This is a genomic window from Actinokineospora globicatena, assembly GCF_024171945.1.
GTDB classification, from domain to species: domain Bacteria; phylum Actinomycetota; class Actinomycetes; order Mycobacteriales; family Pseudonocardiaceae; genus Actinokineospora; species Actinokineospora globicatena.
This window is the reverse complement of sequence record NZ_JAMTCR010000009.1, coordinates 15,042-39,874: the sequence shown is the minus strand read 5'-3', so window position 1 is coordinate 39,874 and position 24,833 is coordinate 15,042. Positions and strand designations below refer to the sequence as shown.

Sequence of the window (24,833 nt, the reverse complement as noted above, 5' to 3'; positions counted from 1 at the left end):
CCCACAGCCTGGATGTGCCCCGTCGGAAACGGACAGATCCACACCTCCCCCCAAGCAGGCGGCACCGCCAACGCCCGGATCCGCTCCTTCTCCTCCCCCGTCACCACCCGCCCGTCATCCCGGGTGTACGAGAACCCCCGCCCCACCCGCCTCCGCCGAATCCCCGCGGACCCACAATCACTACGCCGCAACCGCACGAGCCCCGGTATTCCCCGGGCCACAGCGGATAAAACCTGGTCACAGGTGCCAGAGCACTCGATCGGGATCGTCGAACAAGGGCTCGATACCCGCGGGGTCGTGGTCGAGAAGGTGCTCGAGTTCGTCGGGCGGCACGTTGATGTGGCCCACATGCGGGTACGGGCTGCGGGTCACGCCGGGGCGGGACAACAGGTGCCTGTCGTCGCCGCCCAGGTAATAGGAGAACGGAAGGCCCGCGGCGTGCAGGGCCAGAGTCAGCCTCCACTCCCGTTCCTGGGATGCGACTACCCGAACCCCCCTGTCGCGCAGTTCGGCCAGGACACGGCGGTAAGAGTCCTCCGACAGCGGGTTGCCGGTGACGTCCAAGGATTCGAGGCGGGCGCAGTCCAGGACCGGCACGAGGTCGGTGATCTTGTTCCTGAGCAGGGAGACATCCCGGAGGCGAGTGGCTGTGGTGAGTGCCCGCACATCGGTGACGTCGCTGTCGGAGACCTCCAGGATCGAGAGGAGCGGCAAGTCCGCGAGGTCCGGGATCGCGGTCACATCGGGGGCGGACAGGACCAGCGCGCCCAACCGCGGGAGGTCGGACAGCCCGTCCACCGACTTGGCGAACCGCACCAGCACCGAGTCGACGCGATCCACTTCGGCCCACTCGTACGGCGCCGCGTGTCCGAGTATCCGGGTGAGCGAGTTGTGCACCTCAGGGTCCACCTGCTGATCCTCTCTCGGGGACGATCGCACCCTTTGCCCTCTCGAAATCCTGTCCCACACCCTTGAATGATTCGACCTGGGTATCAGACAGCCACGCTATGGTGATGTCCCGCGCGAACACTCCTGGCGCCACCTTGAACAGTGCGTCCACCGGCGCGTTCCACAACTGCGGCGCCAACCCGGTCAGCACGCCATTCCAGATCAGTTTATGGCTGGAGACGCTAGCACTGGCGTCCGCCTTGTGCATCTCGATCAACAATTCGACAAAGGCCGTGGCAGTTCCCCGCTTGTTGTCCCGGTACAGAGCGCGGAGCTTCTTGTGGAAATCTTCCGTTCCCGCGGTCAACGTGGGTTTCTTGTCAGCCACGGTGGCGAATGTCCCCGGGTGCGCACCCAGGTCGATCACCCCGTTGGCGACCACCTGCCAGATCACCCGGTTGGTCGGCGACCGGAGAGCGTGGTGCAGCGCCAGCCAGTCCAGGCCGTCCTGCACGGTGTTCAGCCGCTTGTGGTCGAGGGCGCCCGCCACGACCTCCTTGATCATGTCCGTCGGGATCCACTCGTGCATGTTGCTGTCGAGCGCGCGGAACCGGTCCTTGATGTAGTCCCGACTGCCCTGCTGGTGGTCCCACAACCAGCAGAACCGCCGCCAGGTGATCCCCCCGGCCACCCGTTCCCGGACCATCGACCGCAGGAACGGGAGCAGCTTCATGCTGTGGACAACTGCTTTGAGATCCGGGTCAGGCCGTTGTTTCGGAAGGCCGTCCCACTTCCCGTAACCGGGGCCGAGCGCCACGACATAGGTCATGTCCCCGACGGCGTCCACCACCGCCTGCCCCGCGGTCGACGACATCCTCGCCGGGTCCTTCATGTTCTTCAGCGCGCCTGCATCCCCGCCCAGCGCGTCCAGGAATGTCTTGCGCTCGACGGAGGATGGCGGAAGAAGAACCGGATCGCGGCCGCTTTGTCGAACGGCGATCTCGGGTGGGTCGCCCGAAATGGGACGGGATCGGCTTGAGCGGCGATTCCCACGGCGGCCGCCTCGGTCCCGGCGAGGACATCGGAGTTCCACAGCTGCGTGCCGTCGCCGAGCTTCGCCTTGGAGAGGATGTTCTTCCACCAGGACGCGTGGGCTTTGGCGGCGAGGGCGATGCCGGTGTCGCAGGGGCTGGGGGACGGCGGGACGGGTATGGGGTGCGGGGTGGTGGTGGCGCGTTGGAGGGTGCCTTCGGCGTGGACGTAGTCGCGGTGGGTTTCGCGGCGGTCGGTGTGCAGGCGGAGTGTGGCCAGGCGGTGGCGCAGGCGGATGGCGGGGAAGTGGGAGACGACGTCCTCGCGGCTGGTGCCGTTGCGGATGGCGATGACGGCGGCGCGCATGGCGGCGGCGAGGTCGCGTTGCCTGGACGCTGGGGTCTCCTTGCGCGCAGGGGTGTCCTTGGGTGCGCGGCTGTCCCTACGTGCGGGGGCGTCCTTGCGCGCGGGGTCGCGGTGCTGGGATGCGGGGGACTTGGACCTGGGCGGCGCGGAGCGCTTGAGCTTGGCCAGGATCGAGCGGCCGACGGTGACGAGTTTGTCGATGACGCGGTCGACGGCCTTGATGACGGGTTTGCTGAGGGACTGGATGACGGACTTGACCTTGGCGGTGACACTGCCGAGGTTGAGGAGGGCGGCCAGGGCGCCGATGAGCAGCGGGATGCCCGCGGCGAGGGTGTTCTCGATGAGGGTGGGGACGCCGCCGCCGCTGCCGCCCGCGATGGCGATGACGGCGTCGAGGACGGAGTTGACGAAGGCCATGATCTGGGCGGCGTTCTCGACCAGGAACCGGACGAAGTCGATGATCATCTTGATGGCCCGGATGAACGCCGACGCCGGGTTGAGCATGCTGACGATCAGCGTGATGCCCGCGACCAGCACGGTCGGCACCAGGTACTCGGCGACCTTGCCGAACAGGTGCCCCTTGACGTCCCCGAGCGCGGTCCCCAGGGTCGGGCCGACGCCGTCGGACTTGAGCCGGGCCGCCTCGGGGACCGCCGACTCGACCGCGCCCATCGCCCGCTCCGGCACGCCGCGGCGCACCACCCGGGCGCGGATGGTGTCCCAGGTCAGCCCGAGCACCGTCGCGATCATGGTGACGATGCCCGGGGTGTCGAACCTGGCGGGCAGCGGCACACCGGCGGCGGGCATGGCGCCGAGGAGCCAGCCGACCAGGCCGCGCTTGAGGTGGTCGCCGATGTTGCCGAGGAACACGCGCAGCCCGGCACCGACCGCGCTGAACAGGTTGCCCAGGAAGCCGATCGGGTCGCGCAGGATGGCCGCGATCACCGCGGCGGCCTTGGCGAGGATGCCGAGCAGCAGGTCCTTGAGCTTGAGGATGGTGTCGATGACGCCCTTGACCGCGGCAACGGCCTTGGCGACCAGCCCCTTGTTCTTCTCCTTCTCGGCCGCGATCTCCTCGTCGACGGACTTGAGCGCGTCGTTGTACTTCGACGCCAGCGTGTGCACGAGGTCGTTGCCCTTGGCGTCGACCGACTCGGTGAGCTCGTCGAACTTCCCGGCGAACTCGTCGGCCGCCCCCTTGCCGATCGAGCGCAGGTGCGGCGCGAGCGAGTCGACGGCGGTGCGCAGTTCGGCCCGGCCCGCCGCGATACGGGCCTTGGCGCGGTTGAGCTCGCCACCGATCAGGTCGGCGACGTCGGAGATGACACGCCGCATGCCGTTGACGTAGGTCTGCCTGGCCGCGTCGAAGATCCGGTTCGCCTCCTCGGGCATCCCGGCGAGCTTGTCCTTGATCCACTTGGCCGGGCCGAACAACCCGGAGTACCGCTTGTCTTTGTACTCGTCCATCTTGCGCTTGTGCTCGGCGGTGAACGCGTCGCGGACCGCCTGCTCCCCTGCGGTGAACCGGTCATCGACCTTCTTGTCCAATTCGGACAAAATGGTCTCCACATCGGACTTCGCGGCGTCGAAGACCTTCTGCAGGGTCGCGGTGACCTGTGCGCGCTGGACCTCGTCTTTGCTCTTGGCGCCCTGCTTGCCCGCCGAGACCTCGGCACCGGCCTTGGCCCGGTCTCCGGCGAACGCCGCCATCGCTGACGTTCCGGCCTGGGCGGCGTCGGATTTGTTGCCCGCCAACGTTTGCGCCTCCGCCGAACGCACCTGACCGGGTGCTGTCACGGCGTGCGCCTCCGCGGACTTCTTCTCCCGCAACGCACCGGTGAACTCGGGCTCGTTGGACCTGACGAGTTGGTCCTCGGTGACCTCCGCCTGCGCCATCTGCTGGTCGACCTGGGCGGGACCGGCGGAGAAGTCGGTGGCCGCGACGGGCGCCTTGTCGGGTACGGTGTTCGCCGCGTTGGGGGGTGCCGGAGTGGGCGGCGGCCGGCCGGGGGCGAGCGGGGTGACGGGTTTGTCTACGGCCGCACCGGTGTCCGGTGGCGCCTTGGTGGTCGTCTCGATCTGCTCGGCCGACTGCTGCTTGCCCTGGGTGACCTGTCCTTGGACCTGCCCCTTGACGGCGTCGGCCTTGCCGGAGTCGCCGAACTTGTCGGCCTCGTCGAGGTTCTTGGGTGCCTGCGCGGCGATGGCCTCGTTGACCGCGCGCACGAACGCCGCCTTGTCGAACTCCCCTGGCTTCGCGGCGTTCATCCTCTCCGCGTTGGCCGTCTTCCCCTGCGCCTGCTTGTCGTCCTGCGGCGGTGTCGCGGCGGCAGCGGCAGCGGCCGCCTCGGTACCCGGTGCCGGATGGGCTTTCGCCACACCCTGCTTGGTCTCGACCTCGGCGGTGACGGCGGCGAACTTGGCGTCGGATTCCGCACCGGCGCGGTCCGCGTTGCGTTGCACGGGGAGGTTTTGCGCCAGCAGCCGGGTCGCGGCGCGGTTCCCAGCGGCCCGCTGCAACCGTTGCACCGCAGCGGGGTTGACGGCCCTGCCCAACCGGATCGGGCTCGCGCCAGGGGCTTTGGGCTTGACATCCGCCCGTTCCACCGCCTGCGCACCCTCGGCAGGTGTTTTCACGCGTCCCCCCGAACTGGAGCGGCACCGGCTTCAGTCTGGGGGACTCGGGTGGATCAAGGACAGGGCGCGAGGCCGGGTGGTCGGACGATCACCGCTTCCCGCACGGGCAGGCATGGACCCCTTGTGGCACTTACGGTCGGCCGCCGCGGCTGTGTTCGAGTGCCCAGCGGGTGTGGGTGTTGCGCCAGCCGACGCCGCGGCGGGTGGCGGGGTGGATGAGGGGGATCCAGCGGAGTTCGCGGGCGCCGAGGGGGATGGGGTGGGAGGTGCCGTATGTGCCGGTCTGCCGGAAGGGGACGCGGTCGGTGCCCGCCAGGCCAGCGAAGACGTCGGCGGCCTCGCGGCCGAGGGTGATCACCAGGGGGGCGTCGGCGTCCTTGAGTTGGCGCAGGAGTTCGCGGCCCTCTTGGCGCAGGGCGCGGTGGACGAGTTCGCGGCGGTCGGGGCGGCGGTGCAGGGCGGCGCGGGGCAGGCCGGTGGTCGCGGCGAAGCGGTCGTACTCGGCGATGGCGTTGGCCTGGCGGTCGCCGGACTTGACGAAGTAGGTGGGGACGCAGTGGGTGGCGTAGACGGCATGGGGGTCGACGCCGAGCGGGTCGAGGACCTCGGTGACGACCAAGCGCGCGGCGTCGGGCGGGTCGGTGACCTCCACGGTGCCCCACTCGGCGCGCCACCCGACGGCACCGCGCCACGTCGCGACCCGGTCGGCCAGGTCGGTGCCGGTCGGGCAGGCGTCGGGCTCGTCGTCGACGGCGAGCGCGGCGACCCGCCCGCCCCCGGGCCGGTGCCACCGGACCCGCAGCGCGCCGGGGTAGACGCCGAGCAGGAACGCCTGGGCGCGATCGGTCCGCGGCAGCCGAGGCCCGCGCCGCACCGCCGGTCGGCCGAACGGGTACACCCCGACCACCGGCGGTGACCAGGCTTCATCGGTACAGACTTCGATCACGAAGACCGTATCGCCGGTCGGACGTCAGACGTGACACCACCCGCACGACCTGCCGCTGGTCGGGATGGCGCAACCCACCGGTCCGACGCGGCGAGACCATGATCGAACCGCGCTGAGCAGCCCCCGATATACAGCCTGCCAGGGGGTGCGGCGGGCGGGGAATGGGTGAGGTGGCGGCTGTGGGCAGGTCGGGGGGTTGGGGACAACTGGGGCCGGATGGGGGGTGATCTGGGTCCGGCGGTGGGTTCAAGGTCGAATCGACGTGGGGCGGGGGCGGCTGTGGAGAGACCGGGGTGGTGGCGCGGAGCTGTGGCCAACCGGGACGCGCGTCGGGGAGGCCAGGTGAGCGGTTCATGATCGAACCGGATGAAGTGCCCCCGATATACAGCCTGCCGGGTGGGGTGGCGGGTGGGGAATGGATGAGGTGGTGGGTGGGGATGAGGTGGGGGGTTGGGGATAACTCGGGATGGGGGGATGGCGGAGGTCTGGGTGGGGTTAGGGAGAGGTGGGGAGGGGGCGGCGGTCCAGGTGGAGGAGGCCGAGGATGAGGAGGGCGAGGCCTGCTACGGCGGAGCCTGCGATGAGGCGTTCGACGAGGCCGAGGGGGACGAAGCGCCACCAGGGTTGGCCGCCGGTGAGCATGTTGAGGGCGCCGATGACGATGGTGCTGAACCAGAGCAGGGAGAGGGCGCCGCAGGTGCGGGTGGCCCAGCGCCAGGCGGGGTGGGCTGGGAAGGCGCGGCCCGCGGCGAGGAGGACGGCCGAGGGGAGCGACAGGAACGCGGCGACGCTGGCGTAGCGGTGGATCATGCCGCCGGTGCTGGGGCCTACCGACCAGTCGTTCTTGGTGAACAGGACGACGGTGAGCAAGCTGAGTGTCCAGATGGCGCCGAGGACGGCGGTGGGCACGTGCGCGCGGCGGCGCCACAGTTCCACGAAGCCCACGGCGGAGGAGGCGGCGATCAGCACGATCGCGGCGTCGAAGAGCCACTTGTTGTCGCTGAGGGCGTACTCGCTGATGGTGCGCCGGACCGGGCTGATCTCATTGGTCGGCGGCAGCACGTGCAGCGCCAGCAGCGCCGCGACACCACCGAGCAGCCCCCCGAGCGCCCACAGGAGTCCGGTCCGTCCCGTCCGCGTGACCACAGCCATGCGGACCAGGGTAGGGACGGACCCTGTGGGCGAACTGAGAACTATGCCCGGATCGGCTCGACCCGGCAGTTGAAGTGGCGCAGCAGCTTCGGCGCGGACACCATCCGGTACCCGGGGACCCGCTCGGGGTTCTTGGCGATCTCCCCCACCACCTCGGCCACGTACTCCAGGTGGCTCTGCGTGTAGACCCGGCGCGGGATGGCGAGCCGGACGAGTTCGTACGGCGCGGCCTTGAGCAGCACCCCGTTCTCGTCCTCCTCCCCCAGGTACAGCGTGCCCAGCTCGGCGCACCGGATGCCGCCCGCGAGGTAGAGCTCGGTGGCCAGCGCGTGCCCGGGGTACTGGGCGGGCGGCAGGTGGGTCAGCAGCCGCCCCGCGTTGAGGTAGAGGGCGTGGATGCCCGCCGGTTCGACGATGGACACGCCCGCGGCCTTGATGAGGTCACCGAGGTAGCGGGTCGCGGCGGCGCGCGCGGCGAGGTAGCGGGGGTCGACGACCTCGCGCAGGCCCTGCGCCAGCATCTCCAGGTCGCGCCCGGCCAGGCCGCCGTAGGTGCGGAACCCCTCGGTGGCGATGAGCACCAGCTCGCACTGGGCGGCCAGCTCAGGGTCGCGCAGCGCGAGGAACCCGCCGATGTGGGCGATGGCGTCCTTCTTCAGCGACGCCACGGCACCGTCGGCGAGCTCGAACGCGGCCCTGGCGACCTCGGCCGGGGTCTTGTCCGACCAGCCCGGCTCCCGCTGCACGACCAGCCACGCGTTCTCGGCGAAGCGGGCGGCGTCGAGGAAGAACGGCACCCCGTGCTCGCGGCACAGGTCGCGCACCGCGGTCAGGTTGGCCATGGACACCGGCTGTCCGCCGCCGCCGTTGTTGGTGATCGTCATGACGACCACGCCGACCGACTCGGGACCCTCCAGCGCGGCCCGCAGCGCGTCGAGGTCGATGTCGCCCTTGAACGGGTGGTCGCTGTCGAGGTCGGCGGCGGCCGCGCACGGCAGGTCGACCGGCTTGCCGCCCGCGAGCAGGACGTTGGCCCGGGTGGTGTCGAAGTGGGTGTTGCTCACGCACAACTGGCCCGGCTCGAGCAGCGCGTTGAACAGGATCCGCTCGGCCGCGCGCCCTTGGTGGACCGGGAAGATGTGCGGGTACCCGGTGAGCTCGTCGACGACCTCGCGGAAGCGGAACCACGACGCCGAACCCGCGTAGGTCTCGTCGCCGATCGCGCCAGCCGCCTGTTGCGCGGCCGAGAGCGCGCCGGTCCCGGAATCGCTGAGCAGGTCGATCGTGATTTCGTCGGCGCGCAGGTTGAACGGGTTGTAACCGGCCCTGGCCATCGCCGCCTCGCGGTCGGCCCTGGTGAGGATGGGAATGGGCTCGACGACCTTGACGCGGTACGGCTCCATGAGCGGCATCGGCAGTTTACGTCCTTTTTCCTTGAGGTTTTCCCTGGTTTATGCCGCGCCCGCCGCGACCCCGCCGGGGGCGGCGACGGCATAGGCCTCCGCGGAGAGGTAGACGGTGACACCGGGGCGCGGGCGGCCCATGCGCAGCGAGACGTGCGCGATCAGCCCGACCCCGGACTCAAGTGGACGGTCGGTGACCGCGGCGATGGCCCGGTCGAGCACGGCGGCGTCGAAGCCGTGCGCGGAGAGCAGCGTCTTGGTCCGCGCCAGCGCCACGGCGTCGTCGGGCACGTAGTCGCGAACCGGCAGGTAGACCGAGAACCCGCTCGGTTCGCGCTGCCCGGCCAGGTAGATGTAGCTGGTCACCAGCGGCCTGCCGTCGTAGCTCTCGCGGCCGCCGATGGTCGCGTCGAAGTCGGCGAGCACGTCGGCATCGGTGAGCGGGCAGGCGGCCCCGAGGTGGGTCAGCTCGCGCAGGCCTGCGCGGAAGTGGCTCTGGTACACCTTGACCCGCGAGCGCGGCGTGTCGTCGAGGTCGATGGCGAAGAACGAGAACCGGTCCAATGTGGACGTCGGGCGCGGCGCGTGCGAGCTCAGGTCGGGCCACGCGGCGGTGAGGCCGAGCCGGTCGAGCCCGGCGGCGACCAGCCCAGGCGCGGCGGCCTGGCCGTGCACCTCCGGGTTGAGGTAGATCTTCACCGCGACCCTGGACCTGGTGACGACGATGGAGAACCACAGCGAGAACACCCCGCGCGGCTCATCGGGCAGGAACAGCCCGCGCACGGCGTCGAAGCGGTCCAGCGCCAACGGGTAGCGCTGCGCCAGACGGTCTAAGCAGGACAGCGCGGCGGCGAGGTTGGCCGTCGGCCCCGGCTTGCGCGCCACCGACTCCACCAGCAGCCGCAGCGTGTGCGTACCGTCCTCTTCGAACGCCACGGAGTACTCGACGGGCGTGTGGTCATCGGCCACATCGGAGCGCCACAGCGGCGGCTCGTCGAGCGCCCTGGTACCCGCGGGGCCGATGATGTCGGCGAGCACGGCACCGACCTCGTCGGCCTGTTCGGCCAGACCGAGCACGGCGCACAACCGTCGCACCTGGGCCCCGGTGTGTTCGTTGAGCGTGACCGCCCCCGACCGCGTGATCCTCACGTGCAGACCCCTACCCAGCCATTCACCCACACCGACGACACCAGGCAACGTACGGGTGAATACGAACAAGCCAGTACCGCCAACGCGGTGATCCACTCCGAACGCGCTCTTACAGAGGGTAAATGAGAAGAGCTGCCGAAAACCGCCGTTGCCGGATTGTGGACGCCGTGCTAGTGACAATGCCACAGGCACGGAGGGTCGCGAAAAAGCGACCGATTTCATGTGAAGCAATTCACTTCGTGAAAAACTTACCAATTCGGCCGTACCCCGTCCGAGATCGACTGAGCAGTGCTTACAGCCGCGACGCGGGCTCCGGCGCGGTCTGGACGACTGCGCGCCCGTGCGGACGCACGTGCGCGCACCCGTGACGCTGCGTGGGCGGAGCACGGGAAAGCGATGTGCGTCACGTGAGACATCCGATGGTCCGATCGGGGAGTCTGCTTGACAGCGGCACCCCGGCCAACTCGTCGAAGAGTCCATGATGGACAGCCCCTACCTCGTCGGCACAACGGTGAATCGGACATCGTGTTAGCGTTGTTCGCATGTGTTCCACCGACGGCTGCAGTCGCGGGCCGGGTAGCGCCCGGCCACTGATCCGCCCCTCCCGCCGCCCCGGCGTGGCCGCCCCGGAGAGCCGGTGCTGATCCTCATAGGTGTGGTCTCGGTCCTGCTGCTCACCGCGGCGACCGGGTACTTCGTCGCCCAGGAGTTCGCCTACGTCGCGGTCGACCGCAACCGGTTGCGCCAGCTCGCCGAGGACGGCGACAAGGCCGCCGAGCGCGCGTACCGGGTGACCCAGCGGCTCTCGTTCATGCTCTCCGGCGCCCAGTTCGGCATCACCGTCACCGCGCTGCTGGTCGGCTACGTGTCAGAGCCGTTCCTCGGCGACGGCACCGCCGCGCTGCTCGGCCTCGCCGGGTTGCCCAGCGGGGTGAGCACCGCGCTGTCCATCGTGGTCGCGCTGCTGTTCTCCACCGTGGTGCAGATGGTCTTCGGCGAGCTCGCCCCCAAGAACCTGGCGATCGCCAAGCCCGAGGCGCTGGCCAAATCGCTGAGCCGGTCCACGCTGGTGTACCTGGCGATCGCCGGGCCGCTGATCCGGATGTTCGACACCGCCTCGACCAAGCTGCTGCGCGCGGTCGGCATCGAGCCGATCGAGGAGCTGCCGCAGGGCGCGACGGCGGAGGACCTGCGCGGCATCATCGACGAGTCGCGCCAGGGCGGTCACCTCGACGCGGGCACCTCGCGGCTGCTGGAGGGCGGACTCGACTTCCGCACCCTCACCGCGGGCCAGGTCATGACGCCGCGGGTCGACGTGCACCTGCTGCGCGCCGACGACCCGGCGGTGCGGGTGGTCGAGCTGCTCGACACCGGCCGGTCCCGGTTCCCGGTGGTGGGCGCCGACATCGACGACGTGATCGGCGTGGTCGGCATCGCGGAGGTGCTGACCGTGTCCCCGGACGCGCGCGCGAGCACCCCGGTGCGCGACATCGCCGTGGCGCCGCTGTACCTGCCCGACAGCCTGCCGCTGCCCGAGGTGCTGGAGCGGCTGCGCGCCGAGCACCGCCAACTGGCCTGCGTGGTCGACGAGTTCGGCGGGTTCGCAGGCGTGGTGTCCTTCGAGGACGTCGCCGAGGAGGTCGTCGGCGAGATCCTGGACGAGGACGACCACATGGAGGTCCAGGCGGTCGCGCACGCGGACGGCTCGTGGTCGGTGCCCGCGCGGTGGCGGGTCGACGAGGTCGCCGAGGTGACCGGGATCGAACTGCCCGAGAGCGCGGGCTACGACACCGTCAGCGGGCTGGTCATGCAGCGCCTCGGTCGGGTGCCGCGCCCCGGTGACCACGTGGAGGTGGAGGTCGGCATCGCAGACTCGGACCTCGACGACGGTCCGCACAAGGCGGTCGTCGCGGTCACCGAGGTGCACCGGCACGTGCCGCGCACGGTGCTGGTGTCGGTCCGCTCGGACGCGGAGGTACCCGCGTGAGCACCGGACCGGCGTTGCTGGTGTCGTTCGTGCTGCTGGTGGCGAACGCGTTCTTCGTGGCCGCCGAGTTCGCACTCGTGGCGAGCAAGCGGCACCGGTTGGAGGAAGCGGCGGCCGAGGGCAGCCGCGCCGCGCGGGCCGCGGTCGCGGGGACCCGTGAGCTGTCGGTGATGCTGGCGGGCGCGCAGCTGGGGATCACCCTGTGCACGCTGGGTCTGGGCGCGTTGGCCAAGCCCGCCGTCGCGCACCTGCTCGACCCGCTGTTCAGCACCCTCGGGCTGTCGCCGTCGTGGAGCTACCCGATCGCGTTCGTGCTGGCCGTGGTGATCGTCGTCTTCCTGCACATGGTGGTCGGCGAGATGGCCCCGAAGTCCTGGGCGATCTCGCACCCGGAGCGCTCGGCGCAGTGGCTGGCGCTGCCGTTCCGCGCGTTCACCCGGGTCACCCGCCCGGTGCTGACCATGCTCAACGGCCTGGCCAACGCCACGTTGCGCGCGGTGAAGGTCGAGCCGCAAGACACCGTGGCCCAGGCACACGGCCCGGACGATCTTCGGATGTTGCTGCGGGAGTCGCGCGAGCACGGCCTGTTGCCCGAGCAGCAGCACCAGATCCTGTCCGGCGTGCTGCAGGTGCAACGAACCACCGTCGGCCAGGTCATGGCTCCCCGCTCGGCGATGGTCGCAACGCCGTCGTCGGCGACGGTGGCCGAGATCGAGGACGTGTGCCGGACCAGCGGCCGCTCCCGGCTGATCGTGCTGGACGACGCCGGGGAACCTGTTGGCCTGGTGCACGTGCGCGACGCCGTGCGCGCGACCCTGGCCGGGACCGCCGTGCTGGCCAGCGACCTCATGACCGAACCGCTGGTGCTCCCCGCCGACTCGACAGCCGCGGACGCGGTCGCCCGGATGCGCGCCGAGCGCGCCCAGTTGGCACTGGTGTCGACCGACGACCAGATCGTCGGCCTCGCCGCCCTGGAAGACCTCCTCGAGGAGATCCTCGGCGAGTTCGACGACGAGACGGACTCCTAGCACCGGATCCAGCCCCGGATCGCGGCCCGAGCGTGGTTCCCCACCCTCGGGCCGCGCCACGTCCCAAGCCCCGGTCGAGGCACGAACCGACCGACCCGTCGCTTTCGTCCACAGTGGACTCACCAAGTTCCGGCGGCTCTCGCGATCGCGTGGTCTCCGCGCCCCCGCCGTCACACCTTCGAGCAAACCCCCTTGACAGCCCCGCCCGCCCCACCCGAGCCTGCCCCTGCCCCCACCCTCCCCGGGGGGCGGCCCCAGGGCCAGTCTACTGGGGCCCACCGACAGTGGATCTTGAAAGCACCCCGCTGGAGATCCACATGTGGATAACTCCTGTCACCCGGAAGACGGAAATCGGCGGGGTGGGGAAACCGGAGAAGGGCAGGTCAGACCGGGGTTTTGCTGAGCAGGTCCATCGTGTACTGGACGAGTTCGACGAGGACGTCCTTGCTGGAGTCCTTGAGGCGGGCGTCGCAGTTGATGATGGGGACGGTGGGGGCGATGTCGAGGGCTTGGCGGACCTCGTCGGCGGTGTGCTCCCAGGAGCCCTCGAAGCCGTTGACCGCGATGATGAACGGGATGTCGCGGCGTTCGAAGAAGTCGATCGAGGGGAAGCTGGAGTCGAGCCTGCGGGTGTCGACCAGGACGATGGCGCCGAGGGCGCCGTGGGCCAGTTCGTCCCACATGAACCAGAAGCGGTTCTGGCCCGGGGTGCCGAACAGGTACAGCACGACCTGCGGGTTGATGGTGATGCGGCCGAAGTCCAGGGCGACCGTGGTGGTCTCCTTGCCCTCGATGCCGCGCATGTCGTCGACGCCGACGCTGGCCTCGGTCAGGACTTCCTCGGTGCGCAGCGGCGGGATCTCGCTGACCGAGTTGACCATGGTCGTCTTGCCGACGCCGAAGCCGCCAGCTACGACGATCTTGATGGAGGTGGGGACCACCGGGGCGTCGCTCACCTGTTCAGATCCTCCGAATGCCATCGAGTACCGCTTGGAGCAACTTCGTGTCGTTGATCTCGGTGGTCTGGAACAACGCGCCTGCCTGCACGTCGCCGCGTTCGATCAGGTCGCTGATGAGGACCTTGACCACCACGAGCGGGACGTTGAGGTAGGCGGCGACCTCGGCCACCGAGAGCGGGACCGTGCAGAGCTCGATGATCTGCAGGTGCTCCGGGGACAGGGTCGAGGGGTCCGACGGCTGGCGGGCTACCCGGACCTGGGTGACGAGGTTCAGGTTGGGCGCGTTCGGCCGGGTGCGCCCCCTGGTCATCGCGTACGGGCGGACCAGGGGTCCGGCCGCCTCGTCGAACCACCAGTCCGCCTCGCCGGACATCACGAGGGCCGACGGCCGGGGACCGTGACCGGCGCGCCGCCGCGCGGAGCCGAGGCCAGGTGCGCGCCGACCCGCTTGACCAGCATGTTCATCTCGTAGGCGATCATCCCGACGTCCGCGTCCTCCTCTCCGAGCACGGCGAGGCAGGCACCGCGGCCCGCCGCGGTGACGAACAGGAACGCGTGGTCCATCTCGACGATCGTCTGGCGGACCTGGCCGCCGCCGAACTGGCGGCCGGTGCCCCTGGCCAGGCTCTGGAACGCCGAGGCCATCGCCGACAGGTGCTCGGAGTCGTCCTTGGACAGCTCGGCCGAGCGGCCGAGCAGCAGTCCGTCCGCGGAGAGCACGACCGAGTGGCGGATCCCCACGACCCGGCGGACCAGGTCGTCCAAAAGCCAGTTCAGCTGGTGGTCCTGGCCGATCTTGTCGTTCACCTTGGGCTGTTCCTTCCCCGTCGTCCCCGCCATCAACCCCGCCGCCGCACCCGGGGGGTTCACTGCTGTGCTCCATCGGTCCTGCGCGCCTGCTTCGTGCCGCGCTGGAAGGCGGCCATCGTGTCGCGCACCCTGGCCGCGGTCTGCTCGCCCTGCTCCGGCGGGTCGGGCTCGCTCTCCCAGTCCGGCAGCAGCGGTTCGTCGCGCAGCTGCGGCGCGAGGTTCTGCTGGCGCTGCCTGCGCGGCAGCGTCGGGCGCTCACCGCGCACGGCTGGTGCGCCGTCCGCGGCCCTGGCACCGTCGCGGTGCCCGTTGTCCGTGTGCGAGTCCCCCACCCCGTTCCCGGCACCGGCGCCCGGGTGGTGGTCCGGGGCCTCCTCGTCGGTCAGCGGCCACAGATCCGCGTGCGCCGCCTCGGCCCCCGCCCTGGCGGGGTCGTCCCCCACGGCGTCGGACCAGAACTTGTCGATGCCCCCGCGCGGCTCCACCAGCTCCACGACGGTGTCGCTGTCGACCACGGCGCCGGTGGCGGCCCGGTCGAGCGCCTTGCGCGGGCGGGGGCTCGGCGCGTCGGACTCCGGCACGAAGTCCGGGGTCTCGGCGACGATGTCGGCGGGGATGAACACCAGGGCCACGGTGCCGCCGTAGGGCGACTCGCGCAGCTCGACCCGGATCGCGCGGCGCGCGGCCAGCCGGGCGACCACGAACAGGCCGAGGCGGGACTCGCCGCGCAGCGCCATCGCGTCGAACTCCGGCGGGTGCGCCAGCATCTGGTTGTGCTGCTCGCGGTCCTCGGCGGTCATGCCGAGGCCGTGGTCCTCGATCTCGACGACGACACCGCCGGAGACCTGGCTGGTGTAGACCTCGACCTGCGAGCGCGGCGGGGAGAACGAGGCCGCGTTGTCGACGAGTTCGGCGACCAGGTGGATGGTGTCGGCGACGGCGACGCCGTTGAGCGCCACGTCGGGCACCTGGCGGACCCGGACCCGGACGTACTGCTCGGTCTCGGCGACCGCGGCGCGCAGGATGTCGAGCAGCCGCACCGGTTTGCGCCACTGCCGACCCGGCTGCTCACCGGCGAGGATGATCAGGTTCTCGGCGTTGCGGCGGGCGCGGGTGGCGAGGTGGTCGAGCTGGAACAGGGAGTCGAGGTGCTCCGGGTTCTCCTCCTCGCGCTCCATCTTGTCCAGGATCTTGAGCTGGCGGTGGACCAGGCCCTGGTGGCGGTGCGCGATGCCGAGGAAGACGCGGTTGACGCCCTCGCGGGCCTGGCTCTCCTTCACCGCGGCGGCGATGGCGGTGTACTGGGCGGCGTTGAACGCGTCGGCCACCTGGCCGATCTCGTCGGTGCCGTAGTCGAGCGGGGGGACCTCGGCGCCGACGTCGACCCGGTCGCCCTGGCGGAGCCGGTCGACGATGCTGGGCAGCTTCTCGTGCGCCAGTTGCAGCGAGTCGCTCTTGAGCTGGTCGAGCCGGGTCACGAGGGCCTTGTTGACCAGCCTGCGCGAGATGCGCACGGCGAGCACGATGCCGGTGACCACGGCGAGCAGCGCGATGAGGCTACCGATGATCACCTCGAAGAACTTGTCGTCCGCGCGCTGCAGGCCCAGCTCCACACCGCCGGTGGCCTGCTCGATGGCGAGCTTGATCAGCTCCTCGGACGCGCTCTGGGTGACCGCCTCCCACTCCCCCGGGTTGACCGGCATGGCCAGCGGTTCGGCGCGGCGGTTGCCGGTGTCGGTGAGCCGGGGCGCGGCGCCGATGAGCGCGTTCTCCGCCGCGGTCAGCCGCAGCCAGGACTCGGCGCTGGTCAGCCGCTGGTAGTGGGCCTTGACCTCGTCGGTGCCGACGGCGGACGCGGAGGCGGCGGTGGCCCGGTAGGAGCCGACCAGGTTGGCGAACTCGACGTGCTGGTCGGCGGTGAACGAGCCCGCGGCGAGCGCGGCGGCGCCGAGCGAGGAGGCGCGCGACATGCGGTCGGCGGCGCGGAAGATGTCGGTGGCGGTCAGACCGGCCTGCACGACGACCGAGTCGGGCACGATGCGCGCCTGGGTGTCGAACAGCGCGGTACCGGCGTCGAGCACGGTGTTGTAGTAGGTGTAGATCTCGTCGCGGTTGGCCCGGCCGGACTCGACCTGCGCGCGCCGCTGCGGCAGCGGGGCCAGCGCCTGGTTGAGCGCCTGGACCCGGGCGTTGACCTCGGCGGGGGCGTTGGCGGAGAGGCCGTCGAGCGCCAACCGCAGCTCGCCGACGACCTTGTCGGTGGTCTGCTGCTGGGTCTTGAGCGCGAGCGTGTCCGGGTTGGCGGTGCTCAGCGCGGTCATGGTCAGCTGGCGCTCGCGCTGCAGCGCGGCGAAGGTGTCGACCGCGGGGATCGAGGCGTCCTTCACGCCGCTGGTCACGGCCTTGAGGTAGATGCCGTCGAAGACGGTGTAGGACGAGAAGACCGCCCACATCACCAACAGGATGACGCTGGGCACCACCACGACGCCGGTGAGGCGGGACCGGATCGTCGTGGTCGACTTGGCGGGCGACCCGCTGTTCCGCTTCACAGCTCTCCACACTCGTCGGTTGCCACTCACGCCACCAAGCGGGTTATCGCCCCGGCGAGTGACAGACCCGATCTATTCAAGATCAATCTAACTCAGCGCCAACGATCACACGCGGTACGCAAGGATGAAGCGTACCGGTTCACCCACAAGCGGAAGTGACGGGTCCGCGCGCTGGGATCACCAAGAGGGTGAACAGCAGGTAGGCCACCCGTACACCGCACACCGGGAGCGCTTCCACCCTGTACCAATCCCCCGACCCACCACTGCGCGTTGCCCCCACGGCCATGCGGACACCCTCCCCGAGGGCAGACGGGGGCCCGGTCCCACCCACGGCGGGTGATCAACAGCACTACGCACCTCCTCGTTGCCCCTGTGGTCATGTGGACACCATCCCCGGGGGTAGGGCGGGGGTGGTGGTCTTGCCAACGGGGGGTGATCAACGGCACTCTCGGGCGGCTGCGACCGTGCGTGTGGGGACGGGAGATGCCATGGGGTACGAGCCGGAATTCCTCGACGTGGCGCTGCCGGTGCCGGAGGTCGACGCGGACCTGGTCGACGATGTGTACCGGCTTGATGGGTCGAGCACGCTGGACTACACGCACTTCTCGTTGGCGTTGAGCACGTCGCGGCGGTTCGCCAGGTGGGTGGCGTGGAACATCGACGGGACGGCGATGCACCGGTTGCCGCGCACCGGGATCGCGTTCACCAAGGACCCCCGGCTGCCCGCGGAGATCCAGGTCGGCGACGAGGTGTACGCGGGCAACCGACTCGACCGGGGGCACCTGGCGCGGCGGGCGGATCTGCTGTGGGGGTCGCTGTCCGAGGCCAAGCGGGCCAACCGCGACTCGTTCCGGTTCACCAACATCACCCCGCAGGTGGACGACTTCAACCAGAGCGTGCGGCAGGGGCTGTGGGGCAGGCTGGAGGACGCGCTCTACGCGGACGTCGAGGTGGATCGGTTGCGGGTCAGCGTGTTCGGCGGTCCGGTGCTGGGCGCCGACGACCGGCCCTACCGCGGTGTCGCACTACCCCGCGAGTTCTGGAAGGTGATCGCCTCCGTCCAGTCCGGTGCGCTGCGGGCCAGCGCGTTCGTGCTGACGCAGGACCTGAACCGGGTGGAGAGCCTGGAGTTCGCCGAGTTCCGGGTCTACCAGGTGCCGATCGCCGAGCTCGAACCGAGGGCCGGACTGCGGTTCGACCCGGTGTTGACCACCGCCGACACAGCGCCGCCGCTCGCCCAGGATCTTGCCGCCCGCGAGCCGTTGACCTCCACCGACCAGATTTCCTGGTCCTGACCTGGGTTTCCCACCGCACCCGAAACACACCCGCACGCGTACCCGGCCCGCTCCCCCGGCGGCTGAGGCTTGTCCCATCAAGCCAAGAGCCAAAGGGGACCTCCGATGCGCCGCAGCAAGACGACCGCAGCACTGGCCACCGTTCTCGCTGCCTGCGCCGTGATGCTCGTCGAGCAGCCGGTCGCGGACGCCGCCGGTGACGGCGAGCTGTACCTGGTGGCCACCGCCTACACCTTCGACGAGTCCGGCGAGGTCCACAGCGACGACGCGGCCGCCGGTGACGCCAACACCTCCGCGGCCACCAAGGCCGCCGCCGACACCTCGTGCAGCGACTCGACCTACGCGCTCAAGCCGTGGAAGGTCACCACGCTCAAGTGGCTCTACAACAACGCCGGTGTGCCCGCCGCGATCGCCTCGACCGCGCTGTCGACGATCACCGCCGCCACCGACACCGTCGCCAAGGGCGCCAACCGCTGCGGGCAGGCCGCGAACCTGACCAGCACCTTCACCTACTCGGGCACCACCTCGGTCAAGCCGCAGGTGGCCACGAACGCCACCTGCACCGGCAACGACGGCAAGTCCGTGACCGGCTGGGGCGCGCTGCCCGCCAAGGTGCTGGCGTACACCTGCACCTACTACAACGCGCGCGGCGCGGTCGTGGCCTCGGACACCCTGATCGACAACGTCGCCTACACCTGGTTCACCACCAAGCCCGCGAACTGCACCGGCGCCAAGTACGACCTGCAGACCACGCTGACCCACGAGCGCCTGCACACCGCCGGGCTCGGCCACGTCGACCAGGTCCGCAACGCCGCCCAGGTGATGACCCCCGCCAGCTCCGCCTGCGACACCTCCCGCCGCCTGCTGGGCGCCGGTGACTACGCGGGTCTCAAGGCCCTCGCGGCGCGCGCCACCCGGTAAGGAAGCGTCAGCTGGATGTGACCGGACGAGCCCGGTTCACCCCTCTCGGCCGGTAGCGGTAACCAACCCCGCGAACGGCCGAGAGGGGTGAGCCGTTCCCGGACCAGCCCAGCTTGCGGCGCAGCCGGAGCACGGCGAACTTGACCCGGTCCGGCGCGATGCCGGTCGGGTCGTCCCACACCGAGGCCAGCAGGTCCGACAGGGTCAGCGCCGCGCCCGCGTTGCGCACCAGGACGTTGAGCAGGCGGAACTCGGTGCCGGTCAGCTCCAGCTCGCGGCCGCCCACGGCGACCAGGCGGGTGCGCGGGTCGACCCGGACCTCGCCGTCGTCGTAGACCACGGTCCCGTCCCCCGCGCCCGCACCGGCCCTGCGCAGCAGCGCCTCCACCCTGGCCAGCAGCTCGGCCGCGGCGAACGGCTTGCTGAGCACGTCGTCCGCGCCGCCGCGCAGGCCGCGCACCTTGTCCGCCACGCCGCCGTGCTCGGAGAGCAGCAGCACCGGCAGGTCGGCGATGTCGCGCACCCGCTCCAGCACGTCCCAGCCGTCCATCCCCGGCGCCGCGGCCAGGCCGAGGTCGAGCAGGAACAGGTGCGGGCGGGTCTGGTGCAGCAACCGCAGGCCCGCGCGCCCGTCGCCGACGCAGAGCAGCTCGTGCTCCGAGGCGTCGAAGAGCAGCCGGAGCACGACCAGCACGTCCGGGTCGTCGTCCACCGCGAGGATCCGCGCCATCGCGCCACTCACCCCCTCTGACATGGGCCTGGGCACCGGCCCCCGACGTGATCCTCACCGTAAAACGGGACGAATCGCCCCGCACGACGCGGATGTCACCCACAGGTGGTTACCCCGCGCAACCAAACGGCAACCCTGCGCTCAACTCTTTCGCTCCCGACCCGGGCAATCCTGATTGCCATAGTGACCCACGCCACATCTCATCGAGTGGAAGGACATCTGTCATGCGCCGCAGCCAGGTCACCGTCGCCGTCGCCACCCTCCTCGCCGCGGCCGTCGCCGTCGTGCCGGGAGCGGTGCGCGGACCGACGGTGGCCGACGAGCAGGTCTTCGTAGTGGGGCAGGCCATCTACGCGGCCGATGATGACGACGCGCAGTACGCGGGCGCCGCGGCGCCGACCGAGGACACCGCGTGCAGCGACAGCAGCTACGCGATCAAGACGTGGCGCGTCACCGGCGTCTACAACTGGTACTACAACGGCGACGGCGCACCACCCGCGGTCGCGAGCACGGCACTGGCCGCCATCACCAGCTCCGGCGACACCGTCGGCAAGGGCCTCAACCGGTGCGGGCTCGCCAACAGCTTCACCACCAGCTACAAGTACGCGGGCACCTCGACGGCCAAGCCGCAGGTCGCCGCCGACCTCACCTGCACCGGCAACGACGGCAAGAGCGTCACCGGCTGGGGCGCCCTACCGCCCAAGGTGCTCGCCTACACCTGCACCTTCTTCAACGCCAAGGGCGTGGTGATCGCCTCGGACGCCCTGATCGACAACGTCGTCTACACCTGGTTCACCAGCAAGCCCGCCAACTGCGCGGGCCAGCTCTACGACCTCGAGACGACCATGACCCACGAACGCCTGCACACCGCCGGACTGGCCCACGTCGACCAGGTCCGCAACGCCGCCCAGACCATGACCCCCTCCAGCGCCCCGTGCGACACCTCCCGCCGCCTGCTGGGCGCCGGTGACTACGCAGGCCTCAAGGCCGCGGGCACCGTCAAATAGGCCACTGACGAACCCCGGTATGGCGCTTCGGCGCCGTACCGGGGTTTTCGCTGCCCCGGGCTTCCAGCCGCCTTGGGGTTACTTGCCGCCTCGGGGTTTCTGGCCGCCCGGGTTCAGTCGCGGATGGTGCCGAGGATGCGGTCGACGGTGATTTCGATGACGACTCGGTCGGGGTTGGGGCGGGGTTGGCGGTAGCGGGTGGCGTAGCGGTGTTCGGCGTCGGTGACGGTGGTGGGGTCGTCGGTGACGGTGGCGACGCCTTCGAGGGATGTCCACCTGCGACCGTCCACCTGGCACAGCACGGCGCGGCCGGTCGCGGTGGCGTTGCGGGCTTTGCGGGAGGTGCGGGAGGTGATCACCCGGGCGACGCGGGTGTCGGGGTCGAACGTGGCGCCGACCGGGGTGACGTGCGGGGTGCCGTCGGGGCGCAGGGTGGTCAGCGTGCACAGGTGGCGTTCGCGCCAGAAGAGCTCGAAATCGGGTGACACCCGGGCCACGCTACCCGGCCCGGGTGTCACCCGGCAGCGCTAGTCCTCGTCGCCGCCGAAGAAGTCGCCTACCTCGTCGAAGACCTCGCCGAGCACCATGCCGCCGACGATGCCCGCCGCCGCGCCCGCCACGATGCCGCCGACGCCGGGGCCGCCGTGGTGGCCGCCGTGGAAGCCGTGCGACTGGTGCCCGTGGGCTTGGTAGCCGTGGGACTCGTGGCCGTGGGACTGGCCGCGCCGACCGGCGACCTGGGTGAGCCACTCCTCGATCCGGGCGCGCCAGTCGGTGCGCTCGGCGTCGTGGTGGCTGACGTGGAAGCGGCCGTAGACGTCGCCACCCGAGGTGAACAGGCCCGCGCGGCGGTCGGCCTCCAGCACCACGGCCATGCCCTGCGGCTCGGTGACGAAGGTCAGCTCGACCTGGGTGATGCCGCGCGCCAGGTGCGGCGGCGGGTAGAACTCGATCTCCTGGAAGAACGGCAGCTGCTGGGGCACGCCGTGGATGCGGCCCGCCTCCAGGTCCGCGGTCTTGAACCGGAACCCGAGCTGCCCGAACGCGCCGAGCACCGCCTCCTGAGAGGGCAGCGGCACGATCTGCACCGGGTCGAGGTCACCCTTGTCCACAGCCTTGGCGACCGCGAGCTCGGTGCGCAACCCCAGCGCCATGCCGTGCAGGTGCGTGCCGAACACCTCGGTCAGCGGCGCCTCCCACGGCACCGGCAGCTGGAACGGGATCGTCCGCTGCTGGCCCGCGGGCAGGCTGAACCGGCCCGCGACCACCGCGCGGTCGAACTCCACCGGCGCCACGCTGTCGTCGGACCGCTCGACCCTGGCCACCAGCGACAGCGCGACGTAGTCGATGTCGGAGTCGGCGTCGCCGCCGACCATCCTGACCTCACCGGTGAGCACACCACCGGGGTGCACACGGGAGTTCGACAGCACCGTGTCGACGGACGGCCCGCCGACCCCCAGCGCCCGCAGCACCTTCTTGAAGACCATCGTCACCCTTTCCTCGCGGGGAGCTTGCTCACCCCTAGTGACGCGCCACGGCCCGCGTGGTTGATCGCTCCCCGTGTCCGTTTTCAGTCAAGCACGGCGAGCGCGTCGATCTCCACCAGCAGCCCCTCCGGCAGACCGACGTAGACCGTGGTCCGGGCGGGGCGCGGGTCGGAGATAAACTTCGCGTAGGTGTCGTTCATCTCCGCGAAGTGCGCGGTGTCGGTGAGGTACACGCGGAACATGACCACGTCGGCCTCGGTGGCGCCCGCCTCGGCGAGCACCGCGAGGACGTTGCGCATCGTCTGCTCGGTCTGCTCGGCGACGGTGCTGCCGACCACGGCGCCGGTCTCCGGGTGGAAGGCGACCTGGCCCGCCACCTGGACGATGTTGCCCTTGCGCACACCGGGCGAGATCGGCACGTCCGACGGCGCGGCGAACGGGGTCAGTGCGGTCCTGGGCATGGTGTTCCTCTCGGGTCGAACTCGGTCTACAGACATCGATCAGCGGTCATCGGGTCAGGGCGATCAGGTCTGGGCGGCGGCGGTGTGACCGCAGGCGGCGGACGCCGACGCGGCCGTGCGCAGCAGGTCGGGCACCAGGGCCAGCAGGCCGTCGTGGTCGAGCAGGACCTTGGGCACCGACACCGACACCGCGGCGAGCACCTCACCGCGCTGCCCGCGCACCGGCGCGGCGACGCAGTGGATGAAGTCCTCGTGCTCGGAGTCGTCGAGCGCGTAACCCCGCTCGGCGACCGCGGCGAGTTCGGCGAGGTAGGCCTCGGCGGTGGTGATCGTGTTGGCGGTCATCGGCACGTAGTCGATGGCGGCGGCGAGCCGTTCGCGGCGGTCCGGGGCCATCGCGGCGACGAGCACCTTGGCGACGGCGGTGCAGTGCAGCGCGGCGCGCTTGCCCACCCGCGAGTACATCCGGACCTGGTGGCGGCTCTCGAACTTGTCGATGTAGACGACCTCGCCGCCCTCGTAGCTGGCCAGGTGCACGGTGTGCCCGGTCAGCTCGTTGAGCTCGCGCAGCGCGGGTTCGGCGGCGCGGCGCACGTCCCTGCTGTCGAGGGACCGGTTGGCGAGGTCGAACAGCGCGGTGCCCAGCCGGTAGTGGCGGGCGTCGTCGCGCTGCACGAACCGGCGGGACTCCAGGGTGCGCAGCAGCCGCAGCACCGTGGTCTTGTGCACGCCCGCGTGCTCGGCGAGCTGGTCGAGGGTGCGCGGGCCGTCGGCGAGGGCGTCGAGCAGGACGAGGGCGCGGTCGAGGCTCTGGCTCATCGGGCGCGCACCCCGATGCCCGCGCTGGTCCAACTGGTGGCGGCCCAGGTGGCCGGGTCGGCGTCGAGCAGGTCGTCGACCGCGGGCGCCGGGAGCGGGTCGGCGACGTCGTGGTGGGTGCGCAGCACGGTCGCGGCCCGGATGTGGCCCGCGCGCAACGCACGGGCGGGCGGTTCGTCGCGCAGGGTCGCGGCGAGGAAGCCCGCGGCGAAGGCATCACCCGCGCCGACGGGTTCGACGACCTCGACGCGCAGCGCGGGCTCGAACACCTCGGGCAGACCGTGGCGCAGCAGGGTCGCGCCGACCGCGCCCTGTTTGACGACCAGGGTGCTGGGGGTCGGGAGGACGGTGCGGACCTCGGCGGGGGTGGTCGCGCCCCAGACGACCTCGGCCTCGTCCAGGCCGACGAGGACGATGTCGGCGCGGTCGGCGAGTTCCTGGAGGACGCCCGCGTCACCGTCGGCCCAGAGCGCGGGGCGCCAGTTCAGGTCGAAGGAGACGCGGTGGGTGGTCCTGGGCAGGTCCATCACCGCGCGCAGCAGGGCGAGGCAGGTCGGGGAGAGCGCGGCGGTGATGCCGCTGACGTGCACGAGCCGGGCGCCCGCGAGGTCGACCCGGTCCAGCGCGTCCGGGCCCATCGCCGAGGCGGCCGAGCCGCGCCGGTAGTAGCGGACCGGGCTGCCCGCGGCGTCGCTCTCCTTGATGTACAGACCGGTCGGGCGGGTCGGGTCGACCGCGACGCCGGTGACGTCCACCCCGGCGGCGGACACCGCGGCGAGCACGGCGCGGCCGAACGGGTCGGCGCCGACGGCGCTCACCCAGGCGGCGCGGACCCCGAACCCGGCCAGCGTGCGGGCCACGTTGGACTCGGCGCCGCCGACGGTCCTGGTCCAGCTGGTGACCCGGTCGGCCGGTCCCGGCTCGGCCGGGACGAACACCGCCATGGACTCACCGAGGCACACGACCTCCACCCCTGCGTTGCGCACCCAGCCTCCACCAGCCACCGACCGGCGACGTTGAACCGGTACCCGCCAGATGCTACACACTGCGTATCACATGGCGCACTAGTCGTTGCGTGGAACGCAATCGGCGGCGACCAGGCCGTCCCGCGGTGTGAGAACCGCCAGAGTGCCTGGTCGGCGGGTGACGCCGCCACCACCGGCGCGGTTGGCTGAGGTGCTGGGCCCGATCCACCTGGGCCGAGCGG

The 24,833-nt window shown here is 70.8% G+C and carries 22 protein-coding genes and 1 pseudogene; 5 read left to right on the top strand and 18 right to left on the bottom strand.

What is annotated here, in order from left to right:
• Positions 1-5 precede the first annotated feature (5 nt).
• The 8 genes and pseudogenes from LV79_RS34925 to LV79_RS33355 form a co-directional block, all read right to left on the bottom strand.
• Positions 6-350: pseudogene (locus LV79_RS34925) on the bottom strand (DNA topoisomerase IB-related protein); the annotation flags it as partial.
• On the bottom strand, positions 238-909 hold the full coding sequence (locus tag LV79_RS33385; RefSeq protein ID WP_253842325.1) for a leucine-rich repeat domain-containing protein: 672 nt from the start codon (positions 907-909) through the stop codon (positions 238-240). The pseudogene LV79_RS34925 and the gene LV79_RS33385, both read right to left, overlap by 113 nt.
• Positions 899-1,762 carry a hypothetical protein gene (locus LV79_RS33380; protein ID WP_253842324.1) on the bottom strand — a complete coding sequence of 288 codons (864 nt, stop codon included), beginning with the start codon at positions 1,760-1,762 and terminating at the stop codon, positions 899-901. Before LV79_RS33380 ends, LV79_RS33385 begins: the two co-directional genes overlap by 11 nt.
• A gap of 23 nt (positions 1,763-1,785) precedes the next feature.
• The gene (locus tag LV79_RS33375; RefSeq protein ID WP_253842323.1) at positions 1,786-4,893 is read right to left on the bottom strand and encodes a phage tail family protein; all 3,108 of its coding nucleotides are present in this window, start codon (positions 4,891-4,893) and stop codon (positions 1,786-1,788) included.
• Positions 4,894-5,053: 160 nt separating this feature from the next.
• On the bottom strand, positions 5,054-5,869 hold the full coding sequence (locus tag LV79_RS33370) for a uracil-DNA glycosylase family protein (protein WP_253842322.1): 816 nt from the start codon (positions 5,867-5,869) through the stop codon (positions 5,054-5,056).
• A 495-nt stretch (positions 5,870-6,364) separates the two neighbouring features.
• Positions 6,365-7,021: a DUF998 domain-containing protein gene (locus tag LV79_RS33365; protein ID WP_253842321.1), complete on the bottom strand. Its 657-nt coding sequence runs from the start codon at positions 7,019-7,021 to the stop codon at positions 6,365-6,367.
• Between the two features lie 41 nt (positions 7,022-7,062).
• Positions 7,063-8,433, bottom strand: coding sequence for a tryptophanase (locus LV79_RS33360; RefSeq protein WP_253842320.1), 1,371 nt, complete (start codon positions 8,431-8,433; stop codon positions 7,063-7,065).
• Between the two features lie 39 nt (positions 8,434-8,472).
• Complete coding sequence (locus LV79_RS33355; protein WP_253842319.1) at positions 8,473-9,573, bottom strand: tryptophan dimethylallyltransferase family protein; 1,101 nt, start codon at positions 9,571-9,573, stop codon at positions 8,473-8,475.
• Positions 9,574-10,210: 637 nt separating this feature from the next.
• Here LV79_RS33355 and LV79_RS33350 point away from each other — a divergent pair.
• On the top strand, positions 10,211-11,560 hold the full coding sequence (locus tag LV79_RS33350) for a hemolysin family protein (protein ID WP_253842318.1): 1,350 nt from the start codon (positions 10,211-10,213) through the stop codon (positions 11,558-11,560).
• Entirely contained in the window at positions 11,557-12,588 is a 1,032-nt protein-coding gene (locus LV79_RS33345) for a hemolysin family protein (RefSeq protein ID WP_253842317.1), read from the top strand. Before LV79_RS33350 ends, LV79_RS33345 begins: the two co-directional genes overlap by 4 nt.
• A 383-nt stretch (positions 12,589-12,971) precedes the next feature.
• Here the strand turns inward: LV79_RS33345 and LV79_RS33340 are convergent, their stop codons facing one another.
• The 4 genes from LV79_RS33340 to LV79_RS33325 are packed head-to-tail and all read right to left on the bottom strand — an operon-like array spanning position 12,972 to position 16,906.
• Positions 12,972-13,568, bottom strand: coding sequence for a GTP-binding protein (locus LV79_RS33340; protein WP_253842316.1), 597 nt, complete (start codon positions 13,566-13,568; stop codon positions 12,972-12,974).
• Positions 13,549-13,920 carry a DUF742 domain-containing protein gene (locus tag LV79_RS33335; protein WP_092774327.1) on the bottom strand — a complete coding sequence of 124 codons (372 nt, stop codon included), beginning with the start codon at positions 13,918-13,920 and terminating at the stop codon, positions 13,549-13,551. Before LV79_RS33335 ends, LV79_RS33340 begins: the two co-directional genes overlap by 20 nt.
• Entirely contained in the window at positions 13,920-14,387 is a 468-nt protein-coding gene (locus LV79_RS33330; RefSeq protein WP_253842384.1) for a roadblock/LC7 domain-containing protein, read from the bottom strand. The genes LV79_RS33335 and LV79_RS33330 overlap by 1 nt, the downstream gene beginning before the upstream one ends.
• Positions 14,388-14,413: 26 nt before the next feature.
• Complete coding sequence (locus LV79_RS33325; protein ID WP_253842315.1) at positions 14,414-16,906, bottom strand: nitrate- and nitrite sensing domain-containing protein; 2,493 nt, start codon at positions 16,904-16,906, stop codon at positions 14,414-14,416.
• 488 nt (positions 16,907-17,394) lie between these two features.
• On the opposite strand from LV79_RS33325, the gene LV79_RS33320 reads away from it, so the two are divergent.
• Positions 17,395-18,201, top strand: a complete 807-nt coding sequence (locus tag LV79_RS33320; protein ID WP_253842314.1) for a DNA/RNA non-specific endonuclease — start codon at positions 17,395-17,397, stop codon at positions 18,199-18,201.
• 105 nt (positions 18,202-18,306) lie between these two features.
• Positions 18,307-19,122, top strand: coding sequence for a peptidase M10A (locus tag LV79_RS33315; RefSeq protein ID WP_253842313.1), 816 nt, complete (start codon positions 18,307-18,309; stop codon positions 19,120-19,122).
• Between the two features lie 7 nt (positions 19,123-19,129).
• On the opposite strand, the gene LV79_RS33310 is transcribed toward LV79_RS33315, so the two are convergent.
• Positions 19,130-19,852 carry a response regulator transcription factor gene (locus tag LV79_RS33310; protein WP_253842312.1) on the bottom strand — a complete coding sequence of 241 codons (723 nt, stop codon included), beginning with the start codon at positions 19,850-19,852 and terminating at the stop codon, positions 19,130-19,132.
• Positions 19,853-20,076: 224 nt separating this feature from the next.
• On the opposite strand from LV79_RS33310, the gene LV79_RS33305 reads away from it, so the two are divergent.
• A complete protein-coding gene (locus tag LV79_RS33305; RefSeq protein ID WP_253842311.1) occupies positions 20,077-20,859 on the top strand; it encodes a peptidase M10A in 783 nt (260 codons plus the stop codon).
• A 113-nt stretch (positions 20,860-20,972) separates the two neighbouring features.
• On the opposite strand, the gene LV79_RS33300 is transcribed toward LV79_RS33305, so the two are convergent.
• The 5 genes from LV79_RS33300 to LV79_RS33280 all read right to left on the bottom strand — a co-directional run bounded on the left by LV79_RS33300 (position 20,973) and on the right by LV79_RS33280 (position 24,570).
• Positions 20,973-21,347 carry a PPOX class F420-dependent oxidoreductase gene (locus LV79_RS33300; RefSeq protein ID WP_253842310.1) on the bottom strand — a complete coding sequence of 125 codons (375 nt, stop codon included), beginning with the start codon at positions 21,345-21,347 and terminating at the stop codon, positions 20,973-20,975.
• Between the two features lie 39 nt (positions 21,348-21,386).
• A complete protein-coding gene (locus LV79_RS33295) occupies positions 21,387-22,346 on the bottom strand; it encodes a sporulation protein (protein WP_253842383.1) in 960 nt (319 codons plus the stop codon).
• 83 nt (positions 22,347-22,429) lie between these two features.
• On the bottom strand, positions 22,430-22,807 hold the full coding sequence (locus tag LV79_RS33290; protein WP_253842309.1) for a RidA family protein: 378 nt from the start codon (positions 22,805-22,807) through the stop codon (positions 22,430-22,432).
• Between the two features lie 63 nt (positions 22,808-22,870).
• Positions 22,871-23,626: an IclR family transcriptional regulator gene (locus tag LV79_RS33285; RefSeq protein WP_253842308.1), complete on the bottom strand. Its 756-nt coding sequence runs from the start codon at positions 23,624-23,626 to the stop codon at positions 22,871-22,873.
• Positions 23,623-24,570 carry a sugar kinase gene (locus LV79_RS33280; RefSeq protein WP_253842382.1) on the bottom strand — a complete coding sequence of 316 codons (948 nt, stop codon included), beginning with the start codon at positions 24,568-24,570 and terminating at the stop codon, positions 23,623-23,625. The genes LV79_RS33285 and LV79_RS33280 overlap by 4 nt, the downstream gene beginning before the upstream one ends.
• Between the last annotated feature and the right edge of the window lie 263 nt (positions 24,571-24,833).